This is a genomic window from Butyrivibrio sp. XPD2002 (assembly GCF_000423945.1).
Lineage (GTDB): Bacteria > Bacillota > Clostridia > Lachnospirales > Lachnospiraceae > Butyrivibrio.
This window is the reverse complement of sequence record NZ_KE384118.1, coordinates 1-16697: the sequence shown is the minus strand read 5'-3', so window position 1 is coordinate 16697 and position 16697 is coordinate 1. Positions and strand designations below refer to the sequence as shown.

Genomic DNA, 16697 nt, shown 5'->3' with positions numbered 1-16697 from the left:
AGAGCATGTTTTCAAGCACTGTTACACCGGGATGCTCTTGTTTTGACTTATAGGTTGAATTTTCTATGACATATTGTGGGATAAATATAATATAGCCAAATCAACAGCCGGAATTTTAAGTCAGAAAGCTTGTTGAAAGGAATATTGGTATACTGCAAACGTAATTGCGTTAACTTTTAAATGAGAATGGTAAATCAGTTTTCTTGATTTGGTACCAATTGGTTGAACAGCCACCGAATTTTATATACGCAATAAAAAAGGGAGCATATCACTTAGCGATAGCCCCTTACTAATTATTTCTCATAATACACACATCTTATGGCATATATCTTGTCGTTGTAGTCTGAAAGCCTGGTGAGATGGTCCTGGAGCGGATCCATGCAGACATACTCGCCATTTTCAGTGCCTATAATAAGGACGTAGTGGTGATAGCTGAAAATTGACTTCCTGTGTATCTTGATGATGGGGTAGTGTCCCGCTGCCAGGCAGTTGTCGATGATTTCCGAGCTTACGTCGGAATACACATCAGCGTATAAACCGTTGATCTCATCAATCCTGCCCCACTGAAGGTTTCCTGCCTCATCAAAGGCATTGTTCTTACTCAAGAATTTGTTCATGGCGCCCGGATCCATTGCTACTGAAGTGCTGGACAGCGCTGTTGCTATGCTTGTTATTATGCAGCCGGAGCTTCCCATCGTATATTTGGATTCTCCGATCTTGTCATTTTTCCATGCAGCGTCGTCCTGTCTGTAGGCCACGAGCTTTTCATTTACAGGAAAATCCGAGTTGCATTTTACTACTACACCGCCTCTGTCCTTTATCTTAGTAATGACAAACAGACAGAGAATAATTCCCAATACAATAACTACTAATAATATTCCAAGTTTCTTTTTTCCGGTCACAGTTTGTTCCTCTCATAAAATGTTATCTATATTCTATAAGGATACTACCAAAATCATTTTGTTTATAGTCTGAAAAAACAAGACCTTGGATTTTTATTAATTAACGATATTATAAACATTTTATAAATAGGATAAAACTGCTGTAAACAAGCATGTTATCACGTTGACTATGAAAAATTCAAGATGATAAAATTGTATATGTCACGGTATAGCGTCTACGAAAAGACGTTAATATTTCTTATGATGGAGGTAATCATATGAGTAAATTTTCCAAATTTGGTGCCACTGCGCTGGCAATGGCACTGTCATTAACATTAGTTGCTCCTATTACTGCCAATGCTCAGGTTCTCTGGAAGAAGGAGGGGACTGACAGAGTATACACTAATGAGGACACGAAGAAGAGTTTGTCCAAAGAGAAGAATAATGTTGATCTTATGCAGGCAGAAGATCTTCTGAGGACAGAAGAGAAGGTCCACTATATTAGTGTTAATGCAAAAAATCAGACTGTGCAACTTGCAACAACACAGGACGTTGCAAAGTTTGAGAACTTTAAGGGAAAGAAGGGCCTTAAGGTTAAGGTAATATTTAAGAGTGAATATGCGGATCCTAAATCTGCAGCTGAGAAGGAAGTAATTAATGAAGATTATACTGAGAATGGAGCTGGCTATTACAAAAACCATAAGGGTGACTTCGTAAAGATTGATGAAAATGCCCCCAAAGGAATGGATTATGGACTCTATACAATAAGACTGTTTGCAAAGAAGGCTGGAAACTATAAGCTTACCTATGATGCAAAGCTTAAGGATGGCTCTACAGTCAAAAAGTCCCTCAAGGTAGTAGCAAGAGAGGATTCAGCTGCTATTAAATCTGTAACATATGCCGGCAAGGTTATATCAGAAACCACAGATGTTGATGCTCCTTCCAATAATAAGCTTTGGAAAAAGTCCTATGGTGAAAATACAACTACTGTAAAAAAGGGTACTATCAAGGTTGTTGTAAATAAGGATTTCAAGCTTAAGAAGGTCGAGGTTGGTACACCCAGACTGAAGAGTGCTACAAATGATGAAGGTAAAACGAGATATGGTTATGAAGAAGCTACTTCTGAGCTTGATGAAGCAGATGTTCGTGATGTGGATGCATATGCAGAGGATGAAGCTGATCGTCCCGGCAGACCTCCGGAAGGCGAAGGTCCAAATATGGATTTTCTGAACCTAAGTTATAAAGGTGTACAGGATATGCCAACCTACTCTTGGAAAAAGGTTAAGAATGGCAAGAAGATCAAACTCAGCAAGGTTGATGAAGCCAAAGCAGGTATGGTAACTCTCGCTGGGGATAGTTTTTATGCTAAGGATGTACAGACCAAGACAGTCATCAGAGTTACTGTATATGACAAGAAGAATAAGATAACAAAGAGATTCTATTACAATATTTTCTTAGCTAGGTAATAAATAGATACTTCTCATAGGGGGCGGTTCTGGCCGTCCCCTTTTTGTGACAAATCCACACTATTTTGCTAAGATTGCTATTAAGACAAACGCATTATAAGTGGAGGAAGCTTTCTACTATGAAAATCGCAATTTATTTCCCCGGTGTGGGATATCATGCGGATAAACCGCTTTTATATTACTCAAGAGATATAGCCCGGGAAGCAGGGTATGAGGAATACAGAAGCATCGCCTATACCTGCTCTGTTAAGAAGATCCGCGGTGACATGGATAAGATGAAAAGAGCCTTCGAAGAGTTATACATGCAGACGGAGGATGCCTTGAAGGATATCAGGTGGGATGAATATGATGATGTACTTTTCGTCTCCAAGAGCATAGGTACCGTGATTGCTATAACTTACGCCCTTAAATACGATATTAAAAATGCAAGGCAGGTTCTTTATACACCTCTTGCGGAAACCTTTACAGCTACAAATGCTCCAAAGGATTTGAAAGCAGTAGCTTTTATTGGCACAAAGGATCCCTGGAGTGATTCTGCCAAGGTAGTAGAACTCGCAGAAGCTTTGAATATACCGATCCATCAATACGAAGGTGTAAATCACTCCCTTGAAGGCGATGACACCTTGAAAAATCTCGAGATAATGCGGGATGTAATGGCTAAAACAAAGGACTGGATCGGCTGATAAAACAAGTTGATAGAAGTACTGTAAAAGCTTAAAATATTTATATACATAGTCGTTGTTTCCTGTTGCAAGGAGGGCGAAATGGAAGAGCTGTATCTTAATGCAGAGAATTTGCTTCGATACATAGTCGAGTTTTCCACGCTCCTTTTGGAATTCTTTGGCATATGCATTCTTGTGTATACTGCGATAAAGAGTTTTATTTTCTGGCTGAAAAAGGATAATTCAATCAGACTTGCACTTGCCCAGGGCATTGCGCTGGCGCTGGAATTTAAGCTGGGCGGAGAGGTACTGAGAACAGTTGTGGTTCGTGAGTGGGCTGAGCTTGGTATCCTCGGAGCTATCATTTTGCTTAGAGCTACGCTCACCTTCCTTATCCATTGGGAGATCAAGAACGAGGAGAAAGCCCTCGCGCCCAAGGAGAATATGACAGAAAATAGCACGGCTCCGAAAACAGAATAACTTGTTCGATTTTTTATCTATGAGGGGATAAATATGGCAGAGTCAGGAACAGGCTTTATGGCCTATTTAAAGAGCGAACTTGAAAAGTACAGTGGCGTTTACGTTCCGGTAAAGGCTTCCTGGTTGGAATGCCTTCTGGTTAATTCTGCGCCCTATTCTAAACTTCATCCTAATCCCAGCGATGAATTCTGCATCGACAAGGTTGGTCCCAGCTTCAGAATTATAGATGAATATGCAAGCAAATTCAGAGCAGCGATGGGTAGAGATGGCGTAGCCATTGAGGAGCCTCTCGATGTGGAAAAAGTGCGTCCTGACGGATATATGATCCTGAACGGACACCACAGATGGGCTGCAGCAATAGTTTCCGGAATCGACAGGATTCCTATCAGAATTGTCAACATTACTCAACTTGCAGATATTGAGAAGATGCTGAGAAAATCTGTGAGAACCAAGCGTGTCACCTTCGACCTTGACGAGGTGGTTTTTGCAAGTGAAGACGGCTCCTTCGAGGCTGTGCCTGCATCTGCACCTGCAAGTAAATTCCCTGAGAAGGTAAGGCTCGGGGTTCCTGCGTTGTTCCACTATTTTCATTCAAGGGATTATGACGTATGGGTATTCACATCAAAGTATTATTCCATGGACTACATAAAGAAGCTGTTCAAGAAATACTCTGTTGATGTGGACGGAATCGTGACAGGCTTTGGACGAAAGGTGGCCGGCGATAAGGATGTCAAAAAGCAGATAGACAGCCTCATTGAAAGAAAATATGAGGAAACCATAAGCGTTGATAATGAGATGATTGTCAGAACTATCAGCGGTTCCAAGGATTTCGATCAATATGAGATAGACACAAAGAATCAGAAGTGGTCAGCACAGGTTATGAAAATCTTAGAGGAAGCGGCAGCGAATGAAGAAAAATGACAAAGACAATAATAAGATGCGGATTTCCTTCGACCTGGATGAAGTGCTGTTTGTCTGGCCGGAGACCCATAAGACAGAGCCGCCGCTGAAGTATCCTCTCAACAAGATCTACAAGGAAAGACTTCGGCTGGGGACTCCCGAACTGATACACAGGCTGCAGGAGCTTGGCTACGAGGTCTGGGTTTACACCTCATCTTTCCGCACGGAGAGATATATAAAGAATCTGTTCAAGCATTACGGTGTAAAATTCGACGGAATCGTAAATGGCACCAGGCACCTGAAGGAGGTCCAGAGGGATAACAAGACAACACTTCCCCAAAAGCTTCCAAGCATGTATCGAATATCGCTTCACGTTGATGATGAGGAAATCGTATGCTCCCTTGGAAGGCAGTACGGCTACAGAACCTATCAGCTTGACGAGGAGGATGACGAGTGGAAGGAGAAAATCATCGCAAGAGCCGACGAGATAAGACATCTGAATGAACTTGAAAAGGCTGAGCTGGAAAAACAAAATTAGCGAAGAAATAGGACAAAGGATTTTTCAAAATATTCTGAAAAATCCTTTGTTTTTCTTTTATTTACATATAAAATGGATACATATTTGCTTAATTTGAAGGATGGGAGGAATGGAACCTGATAAAGACAGAGACGGAGCCATTTGGGAAGTTTGATGCTGAGGTAAATCATATCGGAGATATCGATGTATATAATGGCGAAATCTACGCAGGCGTTGAGTATTTCATGGACGGTGCTGCCTCTAATATTCAGATGGCGGTATATGATGCAGAAACATTGGAGCTTGTAAGGACATATATGTTTGACCCGAAAAGTGGACAGACAGAAGTTTCCGGAATCGCCGTTGATCCTGATCACAAATCCATGTGGATGTGCTCATGGGCAGAGGACGAGAGTGGGAGCTTTTTATACAGATATGATCTTGAAAGTGGAGAATATCTGGGAAAAGCTTGCATGAAGGGAGCTCCTAAGCTTATTCAGGGTATCGCCTATTACGATGGCTGCATTTATATCACTGCAGATGATGGTGATGCCGATAAGGATGCGCCGGATCATGTGTATAAATGTAAGGTCGATACCGAAGCTGAAGAGCTTACCGTAGTTACAGAAAAAACACTGGACGACGTTACTCGTCAGGGAGAAATCGAAGGAATATCTTTTGATAAAGAGAAAAAGCAGATGCTCATCAGCTATAACCGGGGCGCCATAATTGTGAAGGGCATGCCTAAAGGATTTTACGACGGATACGACTCGGAAATCCATGAGGTATTTTTATTCAATATCAAAGAGCAATAGATAAAAAGGAGACAAGATGTTAGACAACAAAGGATTTGATTTATGGGCAGATGGCTATGATGCAGCCGTTGGCCTTTCAGATGAAGAAAACAGCTATCCATTTGCAGGATATAAGGATGTTCTTGGAACTATTTTTAGTGAGATTATGGCAAAGAAAAATGCCAGAGTTCTTGATATCGGATTCGGAACAGGAACACTCACAACAAAGCTCTACGAGAATGGATGTGATGTTTACGGCCAGGATTTCTCACAGAGAATGATTGAACTTGCTAAGCAGAAGATGGAAAATGCACATCTCTATCAGGGAGATTTTTCAAAGGGATTAGTAAAAGAACTTTCGGAAAATAAATATGATTTCATCGTTTGCACATACTCTTTACATCATATTACAGATGAACAGAAGATAGTATTTTTAAAATCACTACTAGATAGACTGGTTGAAGGTGGAAAACTTTTTATCGGTGATGTTGCATTTGAAACAAGGTCTGATCTGGAGAAGTGCAGAGAAGAAGTTGGAGACGAATGGGATGAGGATGAGATCTACTGTGTGGTGGATGGACTTAAGAGATCATTTGACAAAGTGAAGTTTTTCCCTAAGTCATTTTGCGCAGGAGTTATTGAGATAATGCCATAATGGACCAGGGGGACGGGGTTAGTGGTCCAAAATAAAAATGAACCACAAACCCCGTCCCTTAGTACCATTAGAGGAGAGAACTATGCCACATGTTGAAATAAAGTGCTTTTCTGGCAGGACAGAAGAGCAGAAGCAGATATGCGCAGACCGCGTTGCGGACGTAATAGCAGAAACACTGGGCTGTAAAAAGACAAGTGTTTCGGTTGCAATTAAGGATGTTCAGGAAGATGACTGGAAAGCTGAAGTTTGGGATAAAGAAATAGTTCCGAATTTTAATGACTTATACAAAAAGCCAGGATATTCATGTGATGAGGAGTAAGCTATGGGGAATTTTAAAGTGAAAAAATGTAATGACACAGAAGTTGTAAAAGAGCTGTTCAAGGAGTACTCGCAGATAAAAGGTGCTGAAAGCTGCTTTGTTTCTTTTGATAAAGAGCTAGCAGATCTTGAAGGATTTTACAGTGGTGGCGCACTTCTTGTCGGTTATGAAGAGGATAAACCGGTTGCATGTATAGCAATCAAAAAGCTGAATGACAACACCTGCGAAGCGAAACGGTTATTCATAAAACCGGAGTATCGAGGAAAAGGATATGCCAGAACCATGCTGAATAACATGCTCGATAAGTCAAAGGAGCTTGGATTTACTGAGGTTACATTTACCACGAAGCCCTCTGTAATGCAGATAGGATATGGCCTTTACAAGAGAATGGGATTTGAAGAAACTGCTGAAGAAAATGGAACCGTCAGCATGAGGATGGCAATATAGGCCTTGAGGAGGGCAGTATGAAAATCGAAATGGAACCAATTGGCTATGTTAGAAACGATGTTAAGGACAGAAAAGATGTAGCGTGGGGAGAAGATACTTCCTCTATAGTTCTGGATGCGTCGGTTCCTGAGTGGGTCGATCGACTGATGGAGCATTATTTCTGAAAAGATAATCGGAGTTTAACAGTAAAATATGGGCACAATAAAAGCGATAGTGTTTGACGCGTTTGGAACCCTTTTTAAATTCACAAGAGGTAGTTCCGCCAGAACGATAATGAAACATATAATGGACCTTGGGATAGAGGTTGATGAAAAGGCATTTCTTGAAGAGTGGAAGCCTTTTTATACCAGCCATACTGTAGGCGCTGATACATTTATGACTGAGCGGGAAATCTTTTTTGCCAGAAATCAGATGCTTTATGAAAGATATAATGTGGATAGGGATGCCAGGGCAGACGCTGATGAGCTTTTATCAGAGGCTTCAAAACGTGTAGCCTTTCCGGATGTCCCCATAGCACTTGAAGAGATAAAGAAGCACTATAAGGTTTTTATTGGCTCTAATACAGATAATAGTCCAGGGGGACGGGGTTAAAGGGCCAAAAATGAAAATGGACCACGAACCCCGTCCCCTAGGTTCACAGGTATTGGGAAGAGACCATAATAAAGGATTTAAATGGAAATGTGCTTGAAACGCTTCCTGGAGATGTAATGGTTATGCCAAACGGAGAATTTTGGCATTTAAAGTAATTACGGAGTAAAAAAGTGAAAGTATTGATTATTGGAGCCAGTGGGTTCCTTGGAAGAACTATCTATTTCATAATCAAGAGTAGTGGTAATGAAGTTTTAGGAACATACAGTAAGAATGGAAGAGACAGCGATTATGTAAAACTGGATGTTTTTGACACGGGTAGCCTGACCGGTTTGGTGCGTGACTTTAAACCTGACGTTATCATCTGGACGGTTATGAATCATGAGCTTGAGGAAGAAATTGCTGAAAAGGTTATGCCTGCACTTTGCGATGTTATGGGTAATATCAGATTTATCTTTTTATCTACGTCAGTTGCCTATGAGAAAAATATGTCCGAAAATGTAGAGCCATTTCTTAGGTCAGAGGAAAGCTACAATTATCATTATTTTAACGGGAAAATTAAGTCTGAGCGTGTGATCAGCAGGTTGCCAAATTACTGTATAGTGCGCACCGGAAGTATCTATGGCATTGATCCTTTTGGAGTGATGGACAACAGGAGTCTCATATTAAAAGAGCATGTGGACTCCAAAAAAACATATATCAGAGCTGGTAATATCAAGTTCAGTATCATCGATGTGAATGAACTGGCAGATGCAATAATCGAACTGGCGACTAATGATTACGTGGGAATACTTAATGTATCTGAAGAAAAACCGGTATCGCATTATGAATTTAATAAGGCTCTTTGCAGAAAATACGGCTGGGATGATAGCTGTGTTGTAGCAAATGAAGAAAAAGAGAACATATATTATCTGGATAATAGTTTGAGAAAAAGAATTCTTAAAACAAGAATCGGAAGTTTGCGGAGGGAAGAGGAACATGAATTATGATATAGTCGCACTGCCAAAAGAGCAGTGGAAAGGTAAGGTCATACCCTTGGTAACCAGAAGCGATTGTTATTATGACCTTGAGATAAATCCATTAAATGATAAAGGATGTACTATCTCTATAGTTAAGAAGCCTGCGGAAAAAGAGATCGTTCACACTCCCGAGGAATATGATTTTCCTGACTCACTTTATCAGGATCATTGGGAGGGGGCAGAAGCCTATGGCGTTGTGAGCGATTCCGGTGAGATGTTAGCCTGCATTGAAGTATGTCCTGAAGAGTGGTCGAACAGACTCCTGGTTACAGAATTATGGGTAAGTGATGCGCTTCAGGGAAAAGGCATCGGAAAGAGGCTGATGGACAAAGCAAAGGAAGTTGCACGCCTTCAGGAAAGGCGCGCCATAATTTTAGAGACGCAATCCTGCAATACAAAGGCTATCGGATTTTACCTTCATCAAGGTTTTGAACTTATAGGTTTTGATACATGCTGTTATACAAACAATGATATTGACCGCAAGGAAGTAAGATTTAATCTTGGATACTTTTTTCATAGAGAAGGACGAAGAAGATAACATGTAAATCGAGTGGTGGTTCCCAAAATGGAGTTTGGGAAGGCAAAAAGGCTTAGGCAGACATCTTTTTTATAACAACTATATATGTTCTTTGCTGGGTTTTAGTTGTTTGGATTTTTTTATTGAGCAACTATTCTTGCTGTTTACTGGGAATTAGTTGTTTGGAAATTTTTATTGAGCAACTATTCCTGCTGTTTACTGGGAATTAGTTGTTTGGAATTTTTCATTGAACAACTATTCTTGCTGTTTACTGGGAATTAGTTGTTTGGAATTTTTCATTGAGCAACTATTCATGTTGTTTACTAGATTTTAGTTGTTTTGAATTTTGCATAGCACAACTATTCTGTATGTTTACAGTGAATTAGTTGCTTTTGACCTAAATTACCGAAGGAGAATCGGAATATATCTTATGAAGATGATATCTGATGAAAAAATGTGGAGTATTAAAGCTATGACAATAGAAGAAAAAGCTAACAGGATCATAACGGATATCCGTGGCGAAAAAGGCACAAATCCAATAAGGATGTTTAAAAGCATCGCGCAAAAGGATTATATCAGCATACACGGACCTGAACATCACGTTTTGGACGGGGCATGTCTATTGATGGCTTTTCATAATGCCGGAGGCAACATTGATATTGATGAAGGACTACAAAAACTTCTTTATGAGGGACTGAGAATGCCCGGAGCAATGTGCGGACTTTGGGGAATCTGCGGCGCCATAACATCAATTGGAGCAGCGCTTTCCATAATCGATGGAACTGGGCCTCTTTCCGTAGATGGTACATGGGGGAATCACATGGGATTTACGTCAAGCGCAATAGGAGAACTTGGAAGGATCAATGGACCCAGGTGCTGCAAAAGAGATGCCATGATAGCATTTAAACATGGGACCTTGTATGTGAATCAGCACTATGGTGTTCATCTGGAATACGAAGAGCAAACCTGCGAATTTTCAGCGCAGAACCAGCAGTGTATAAGGGAAAGATGCCCTTTTTATGAAGACAAATGATGATCCAGGGGGACGGGGGTGATGGACCAAAATAAAAAATGGACCACAAACCCCGTCCCCTAGGGCCAATCGTGAGGTACGAATATGAGTGAGAGACCAGAACTATCTATTGATTTAGATGGGAATACATTTAGAAATTATTATTACCTGAAAGAGGAACTGGTAGATTTCTGCAGAAAGAATGGGCTTCCGACGGTTGGAGGGAAGATAGAACTTACAGAAAGAATTGTTTGTTTTCTTGATACGGGAAAAGTAATAAAGCCTGTTTCAAAAGTAAAACGGACTGCAGATGTCGGTGAGATTTCTGAAGATACTTTAATTGAATCAGGCTTTGTGTGTTCGGAAAAGCACCGGGCATTTTTTAAGGAAAAAATCGGTAACAGTTTTTCTTTTAACGTGCTGTTTCAACGATGGTTAAAGGAAAATGCCGGAAAGACTTATAAAGATGCCATTGCTGCATATTTCCAAATTTTGGAGGAGAAGAAAAACGGTAAAACCAAGATAGATAAGCAGTTTGAATATAATACGTATATTCGAGATTTCTTTGATGATAATAAGGGCAGGAGTTTGGATGAAGCCATCAAGTGTTGGAAGTATAAGAAGAGTCTGGCTGGACATAATCGTTATGACAGGTCGGACCTGGTGGCGTTGGAGAAGTGATAACGCGCAGGTTAAAATGAAAAATGGACCACAAACCCCGTCCCCTAGGAACGCGCAGGTTTGTGCTCGTGAAATCAAGCTTGACTCTGCCCTTAGGGTATCCTTTACCATGAGGTACATAACAATACCGGGGGTGAAGTATGCTTTTCAAATACTGTGCTGAATGTGGTCATAAAGTAGAAGATATCAGGTGCGGAGATGATGACTGCAAAATATGTCCATCGTGCAAAAGGATCTACGGAAGAAATCCATTGCCAGTTGTCGAAGTACTTGTGGTAAATGAATTTAATGAAATTCTTCTACTTAAACAGAACTATATATCAGAGAAAAAATGGACTGTGGTATCAGGATACATGGTTGAGGGTGAGACCATAGAAGAAGCAGTTGCCAGAGAAGTAAAAGAGGAAACAGGGCAGGCTGTTTATAGATACCAGTATATTTCCAGCTACTATTTTGAGCCAAAACAATTGATTATGATTGGCTTTATAGCCTATGTGAAAAAGAGTCAGTTTGCTGATTCTGATGAAGTGGATGACCTCAAATGGTACAAAATTAAAGATGTTGAAGCGGTTATAGCCAGAGAGAATAATTGCTCTGGAATACATTTTGATATGTGTAAACGCTTTTTGGAAAATACAATCATATAGTTGATGCTGCAATCAAGTGCAAAACAGGTCCTTATCAGTGAAGATAAGGCCTGTTTTTTATTTTGAGTTATTCTTATTTTGAAAAAGCTGTTGACGAAAATCGACACGCGTGTCTATAATATAAAAACAGACACATGTGTCGAAAAAAGGAGATTGGCAATGGCAACTAAAGGAGAAAAGACAAGAGAATACATTTTGGATGCTTCTTATGAGCTTTTTGCAAAAAAGGGCTTTAAGCAGGTAACCATGAAAGATATATGTGAAATTACAGGTATGAGCAGAGGTGGTTTGTATAGCCATTTTTCTAGTACAAGCCAACTATTTGAGGCGCTGCTTGAGAAAATAACGAAGAAGGACGAAATGGATTTTCAGGGTGAAATTGAAAAAGGAAATTCAGCCATAGATATTTTGGAAGGCGCGTTAGTCCTTATGGAAGACGAAATGGAACATCCGGAGGATTCTTTAAGTATTGCCATGTATGAGTATGCGGAAACAGTTGACTCTAATGTGATGGAAAGTTTTAACCGTATCGGTGAAGAAAAATGGTCAATGCTGATTCGTTATGGAATTGAAAACGGAGAATTTCAAGATGTTGATGTAAACGAAATTGTGAATGTGATTCTTTTCTCATATCAAGGCATCAGAATGTGGAGTCGAATTATCCCTATGAAGCCAGAAACCTTCCGCTATATTGTGAATCACATAAAAAAACAATTGATAGGAGAATAGAAATGATAACACTGAGAAAGCCAATAAAAAAATATGAATCAGAGGCAATGGCTTTTAAGCAGGAGTTTCTGAATAATGGAGAGTCTGTAATCAATGGTAGTGAATTACTTGATCAAATGGAATCATACGACGAATGGCTAAAATCTGTAACAGATAATACATCATCAGAAACGGTGAGTCCTTCCTGGGTTGTTACAGACACATATTTTGCATTCGACGATAATGACAGACTTGTAGGTATCATTGATCTTCGTCACGAATTAAATGATTTTCTTAAGGATTTCGGGAATTGCGGATATAGTGTAAGACCTTCAGAGAGAAGAAAAGGCTATGCCACGCAAATGTTGGAACTTGTTATTTGGCGTGCGGCGGAAGTTGGAATGGACAAGTTACAGCTTTCGGTAGAAAAATCAAATACGGCATCCATAAAGACCATCACGAAAAACGGTGGTAAGTATGCGAGAAGCTTTACTTTTGAGGGTGAAGAAGCTGATGTATATTTCATTGATATAGAGGAAAAAAGGAAAAGCACCGTTATACTATATGTTCACGGAAAAGGTGGCAGTGCAGATGAAGCATGTCATTACAAAGCTCTGTTTCCGGATATGGACATTTTGGGATTGGACTACAAGACGGATTCTCCGTGGGAAACAAACAAGGAAATAGAGAAGACTGTAGCGATCTTAAAGAAGAAATATACTCGCATTATTCTAATTGCAAATAGTATAGGAGCGTTTTATTCGATGAATGCTGACATTTGCAAGAGCATTGATCATGCTTTTTTTATTTCTCCAATGGCAGATATGGAAACTCTGATTTCCAATATGATGACATGGGCTAATGTTTCAGAGGATGATTTGAAAAGAGAGAAGGTCATAAAAACAGATTTTGGAGAGGACCTGTCATGGGAGTATCTTTGTTATGTGAGGGATAATCCGATTAACTGGACTGTTCCTACAGATATTCTTTATGGCTCTGCAGATCATTTACAATCATTTGAATCTATAAAAAAATTTGCAGACAGGACAGGAGCTTCGCTGACTGTCTTACAAGACGGAGAGCATTGGTTCCATACCGAAGATCAAATGAAATTCTTAGATGAATGGATAACAAAAATTGAGTACTGACTAAAGGATGGGGGAAAATGATTTACGAATTACAGGATATGAAAATAGTAACTGGTTTCTTTGATGGTTGGCAGGAAACGCTGATTTATTCCTGTCTTCAGAAGGTCATGGGGAAAATATTTGTAACAGATCTTGAAAATCCTCAAGCTGCATGCGCTTATGTTGGTTGTTTCGCTTTTTGTGCGGGAGAACCGGATAGGAAACTGGTCATGAATAAACCGGAAGGTTTTGTCATCATGGTGCCCGAAAATGATTCATGGGGCAATCTTATCGAGGAGTGTTTTCCAAAAGCAAAAAAAGTAACCAGATATGCGATTAAAAAAGATACGCAGTTTAAGAAGGATATGTTGAAGAAGTTTGTAGATGACCTTCCTGCTGGATACGAACTACATGAAATAGATGCGGATATTTATGATAAATGTCTCGAAAATCCGGTCACAAAAGATTTTGTATCGTCATTTGAAAGTAAGGAAACATATCTGAAAAATGGAAGAGGAATGGTGATACTTAAGGAGGGCAGGATTGTATCAGGAGCATCTTCCTATACCCGCTATCTCGAGGGAATAGAGATAGAGGTGGATACAGTTTCAGATGAACAAAGAAAGGGCTTGGCTACAATCGTATGTGCAGCCCTGATACTTCGCTGCCTGGAAGAAAATCTGTATCCAAGCTGGGATGCACAAAACATGAATTCAGTTCGCCTCTCCCAAAAACTTGGGTACGAATTTGACCATGAATATACGGCGTATGAGGTGGAAAGAGAGGATAGAAGGTTTTGAAAAAAATTAGTGTTAATGGGAAAGACTACGAAATAGAAAAACTCTTAGGTAAAGGGAAGGGTGGAATTTTGAAAATTGGGGCGTGAAGTATTGGTCAAAGACACCAGAGTTTATGCAGTATGTAAATGAGCATAAATAAGTATCTGCTACATGGAAAAACGAGTAATTGTGATAATAGCGTAAATTTATTAAAAAAGAAAGCATAGAACTGGCAGAGTGACAAGAAAAAGATTGAAAATAAATTGAAGTAAATAGCTGCATTTGGCATACTATTATCATATCTTTTGGTGGAGAAAATATGGAGGTGTGTATGAGGAATAGCAGCTATTCGAAGGCAAAGGTACTGACACTGATTCCAATCATTGTTTTTGTGGTCACTGTGATCTGCATGGTACTTGCAACAGTGCTTGAAGGTCCCACACACAGAGGCGCGATTTATTCAATCTTTGCATTCGTGTGGATAATAAGTATGTTCATATCACCACTACCATGTCTGGTGCTATCCATTCTCGGAACGGTGTTTGCTGCAAAGGCATCGAAGGATGGTTCAGCAAAAACTCCTGTATTTTTAATACTGGGTATCATTGAGATACTTATTTATGTTGTGGGGGCAATCTTAGCGGTCTTAATGTTCATAGGCGGCCAGAGCGTGTAATGGTCCAGGGGGACGGGGTTAGTGGACCAAAATAAAAAATGGACCACAAACCCCGTCCCCTGGGACCATAGAGGAGAACAAGTGACAGTATGAAAAATTTGTTTTGCGAAGGATTACTTGAAAATGATATAAACAAACTTTTGTCAGCACCAAAAAGTGATCTCCACAATCATTCGACAAAGGGATGCAGACGGGAATGGCTTGCCAAGAGGCTTAACGTACCGATTCCCAAACCGCCAGGTCGCCTTGATGGTCTTGATGGAATGCAGGACTATTTCAGATCTTCAATAAAGCCATATTGTAATGGCTATGAAAATATGCTGATAAGATGGGAAGGCGCTTTTGCTGAAGCAAAACGAAATAATATAGTTCGGCTCGTTATGAATTTTGGAACGGCTGAGGTGGATCAGGTGGGAAGTGTTGAAGACTTCCGAGAGCTTATTGAAGGTTATCATAAAGTATATTGTCCTGACACTGTATTCGAAGCTGAGCTTACGTATCCATCGTTTTGCGATGCTGCCTATGAAGCAGAGAGGCTTGATGAGTATGCGGGGGCTGGCTATTTTAAAGCAATCGATGTATGTGCGGGAGAAAATGTTCAGCCCTTCGAAGCCTTCATCTCACTGTACAGAAAGGCAGATCAGTTCCATCTCACGAAGAAGATGCATGTTGGAGAGACAGGATCTGCTGAGGATGTGAGAAGAGCTGTTGAAGTGCTTGGACTTTCAGAGGTTCATCATGGAATAAATTCAGCTACGTCGAAGGATACGATGAGATTTTTATCGGACAATCATATCCAGCTAAATGTGTGTCCAAGCAGCAATGTGATGCTGGGATTTGCCAGGGATTATAAGACTCATCCAATAAAAACGCTTGTTGAAAATGGTGTGACGGTAACTATCAATACAGATGACCTTTTGATATTTGATTCGTCTATTGAAAATGAATATCTGATGCTGTACCAGGCAGGGACACTCGGCGCAGAACAACTGGATAAGATAAGACAGGTTGGACTTGGCATATCAGACTAAAGCAGAGGAAATGTGAGGGAACATAACTTGATAAGAAAAGCGAACAATAAAGATTTATCCAGGATTGCTGAAATTCTGGTTTTTGTAAAAAGAATGAAGTACCGGTCCATTTTTCATAATGATGCTTATTCCTTCGGGGCATTACAGGTGATTCCGGTAGCTGAGCAATATTCAAAACCGGAAATATTAGAGCATATCTGGGTGTATGAGGAAGATGGAATTATAAAGGGGATGATTCATATAGAGGGAGAGCAAATAGCTGAGCTCTATGTGGATTACTTCTTCCATGGACAGGGGATAGGATCTGAACTTATCGAGTTTGCCAAGAAGGAATATGATGTCAGATTTTTGTGGACATTAGAGAAAAACCAGGATGCGATCAAATTCTATGAAACTCATGGTTTTTGCAAGTCAGGAGATAAAAAACTTGAGGAAGGCACACCTGAGTACATTATTAGAATGGAGATAGTGTAAAGTCTGCTATGGAAAAATGAGCCAAAGAAAAAAGGCTCAAAAGAACCTTGAAAATGTAGATATTGATACCGACAAGCTCTCCGAGGGCTTAGGGCTCCGCCCTAAGAACCTGCAAGGGACCAGTCCCTTGACCCGTTAAGCGGGCTCTGCCCGCACCCGTCCTCGCCGGAAGCAGGCCAGCAAGCACACTTGCTGACCAATGTATCAGGATTATCCGTGAACCTTATGTCAAGGAACTTTCGCGGCATATCCTCGCGGCGCTGCCGCTTCGGTATTCCACGTTTTCCTTGACAACGGTTCCGCTCCGTTTTATGCGG

At 40.4% G+C, this 16697-nt stretch carries 24 protein-coding genes; 22 read left to right on the top strand and 2 right to left on the bottom strand.

Annotated elements, in window-relative coordinates; genetic code table 11:
- Window positions 1-293: 293 nt before the first annotated feature.
- On the bottom strand, window positions 294-902 hold the full coding sequence (locus G587_RS0120340; RefSeq protein ID WP_026493742.1) for a hypothetical protein: 609 nt from the start codon (window positions 900-902) through the stop codon (window positions 294-296).
- A gap of 257 nt (window positions 903-1159) precedes the next feature.
- Here G587_RS0120340 and G587_RS0120335 point away from each other — a divergent pair, with 257 nt between their 5' ends.
- The 22 genes from G587_RS0120335 (at window position 1160) to G587_RS0120225 (ending at window position 16380) form a co-directional block, all read left to right on the top strand.
- Window positions 1160-2347: a hypothetical protein gene (locus tag G587_RS0120335; protein ID WP_026493741.1), complete on the top strand. Its 1188-nt coding sequence runs from the start codon at window positions 1160-1162 to the stop codon at window positions 2345-2347.
- Window positions 2348-2466: 119 nt separating this feature from the next.
- Window positions 2467-3030 carry an alpha/beta hydrolase gene (locus G587_RS0120330; protein ID WP_026493740.1) on the top strand — a complete coding sequence of 188 codons (564 nt, stop codon included), beginning with the start codon at window positions 2467-2469 and terminating at the stop codon, window positions 3028-3030.
- Window positions 3031-3111: 81 nt separating this feature from the next.
- Complete coding sequence (locus G587_RS0120325; RefSeq protein WP_026493739.1) at window positions 3112-3489, top strand: DUF1622 domain-containing protein; 378 nt, start codon at window positions 3112-3114, stop codon at window positions 3487-3489.
- Window positions 3490-3522: 33 nt separating this feature from the next.
- The gene (locus tag G587_RS0120320; RefSeq protein ID WP_026493738.1) at window positions 3523-4410 is read left to right on the top strand and encodes a ParB/RepB/Spo0J family partition protein; all 888 of its coding nucleotides are present in this window, start codon (window positions 3523-3525) and stop codon (window positions 4408-4410) included.
- On the top strand, window positions 4397-4927 hold the full coding sequence (locus tag G587_RS0120315) for an HAD family hydrolase (protein WP_242830125.1): 531 nt from the start codon (window positions 4397-4399) through the stop codon (window positions 4925-4927). The genes G587_RS0120320 and G587_RS0120315 overlap by 14 nt, the downstream gene beginning before the upstream one ends.
- 224 nt (window positions 4928-5151) lie before the next feature.
- On the top strand, window positions 5152-5721 hold the full coding sequence (locus tag G587_RS23855) for a hypothetical protein (RefSeq protein WP_051201201.1): 570 nt from the start codon (window positions 5152-5154) through the stop codon (window positions 5719-5721).
- Window positions 5722-5737: 16 nt separating this feature from the next.
- Window positions 5738-6355: a class I SAM-dependent methyltransferase gene (locus G587_RS0120305; protein ID WP_026493736.1), complete on the top strand. Its 618-nt coding sequence runs from the start codon at window positions 5738-5740 to the stop codon at window positions 6353-6355.
- Between the two features lie 82 nt (window positions 6356-6437).
- Window positions 6438-6674: a tautomerase PptA gene (gene pptA / locus G587_RS0120300; RefSeq protein ID WP_026493735.1), complete on the top strand. Its 237-nt coding sequence runs from the start codon at window positions 6438-6440 to the stop codon at window positions 6672-6674.
- 3 nt (window positions 6675-6677) lie between these two features.
- Entirely contained in the window at window positions 6678-7121 is a 444-nt protein-coding gene (locus tag G587_RS0120295; protein ID WP_026493734.1) for a GNAT family N-acetyltransferase, read from the top strand.
- Window positions 7122-7138: 17 nt separating this feature from the next.
- A complete protein-coding gene (locus G587_RS25750) occupies window positions 7139-7285 on the top strand; it encodes a hypothetical protein (protein ID WP_155829642.1) in 147 nt (48 codons plus the stop codon).
- A 109-nt stretch (window positions 7286-7394) separates the two neighbouring features.
- Complete coding sequence (locus tag G587_RS0120285; protein ID WP_196812639.1) at window positions 7395-7712, top strand: hypothetical protein; 318 nt, start codon at window positions 7395-7397, stop codon at window positions 7710-7712.
- Window positions 7713-7882: 170 nt separating this feature from the next.
- Window positions 7883-8698 (top strand): NAD-dependent epimerase/dehydratase family protein, encoded by an 816-nt coding sequence (locus G587_RS0120280; protein WP_026493732.1) that lies wholly within the window; start codon window positions 7883-7885, stop codon window positions 8696-8698.
- The gene (locus G587_RS0120275) at window positions 8688-9266 is read left to right on the top strand and encodes a GNAT family N-acetyltransferase (protein ID WP_026493731.1); all 579 of its coding nucleotides are present in this window, start codon (window positions 8688-8690) and stop codon (window positions 9264-9266) included. Before G587_RS0120280 ends, G587_RS0120275 begins: the two co-directional genes overlap by 11 nt.
- Before the next feature lie 409 nt (window positions 9267-9675).
- Complete coding sequence (locus G587_RS0120270; RefSeq protein WP_242830124.1) at window positions 9676-10278, top strand: DUF5714 domain-containing protein; 603 nt, start codon at window positions 9676-9678, stop codon at window positions 10276-10278.
- A gap of 84 nt (window positions 10279-10362) precedes the next feature.
- Window positions 10363-10938, top strand: a complete 576-nt coding sequence (locus tag G587_RS0120265) for a DUF6434 domain-containing protein (protein WP_026493729.1) — start codon at window positions 10363-10365, stop codon at window positions 10936-10938.
- A gap of 140 nt (window positions 10939-11078) precedes the next feature.
- On the top strand, window positions 11079-11585 hold the full coding sequence (locus G587_RS0120260) for an NUDIX domain-containing protein (RefSeq protein WP_026493728.1): 507 nt from the start codon (window positions 11079-11081) through the stop codon (window positions 11583-11585).
- 159 nt (window positions 11586-11744) lie between these two features.
- Window positions 11745-12314 (top strand): TetR/AcrR family transcriptional regulator, encoded by a 570-nt coding sequence (locus G587_RS0120255; protein ID WP_026493727.1) that lies wholly within the window; start codon window positions 11745-11747, stop codon window positions 12312-12314.
- A 2-nt stretch (window positions 12315-12316) separates the two neighbouring features.
- Window positions 12317-13441 (top strand): GNAT family N-acetyltransferase, encoded by a 1125-nt coding sequence (locus tag G587_RS26705; RefSeq protein WP_081679550.1) that lies wholly within the window; start codon window positions 12317-12319, stop codon window positions 13439-13441.
- Between the two features lie 17 nt (window positions 13442-13458).
- The gene (locus G587_RS0120245) at window positions 13459-14220 is read left to right on the top strand and encodes a GNAT family N-acetyltransferase (RefSeq protein ID WP_026493725.1); all 762 of its coding nucleotides are present in this window, start codon (window positions 13459-13461) and stop codon (window positions 14218-14220) included.
- Window positions 14221-14530: 310 nt separating this feature from the next.
- Complete coding sequence (locus tag G587_RS0120235; RefSeq protein ID WP_026493724.1) at window positions 14531-14875, top strand: hypothetical protein; 345 nt, start codon at window positions 14531-14533, stop codon at window positions 14873-14875.
- A gap of 89 nt (window positions 14876-14964) precedes the next feature.
- Complete coding sequence (locus G587_RS0120230) at window positions 14965-15906, top strand: hypothetical protein (RefSeq protein ID WP_026493723.1); 942 nt, start codon at window positions 14965-14967, stop codon at window positions 15904-15906.
- A gap of 27 nt (window positions 15907-15933) precedes the next feature.
- Window positions 15934-16380, top strand: a complete 447-nt coding sequence (locus tag G587_RS0120225; RefSeq protein ID WP_026493722.1) for a GNAT family N-acetyltransferase — start codon at window positions 15934-15936, stop codon at window positions 16378-16380.
- A 101-nt stretch (window positions 16381-16481) separates the two neighbouring features.
- On the opposite strand, the gene G587_RS26440 is transcribed toward G587_RS0120225, so the two are convergent.
- The gene (locus tag G587_RS26440; RefSeq protein ID WP_196812581.1) at window positions 16482-16628 is read right to left on the bottom strand and encodes a hypothetical protein; all 147 of its coding nucleotides are present in this window, start codon (window positions 16626-16628) and stop codon (window positions 16482-16484) included.
- Window positions 16629-16697 lie beyond the last annotated feature (69 nt).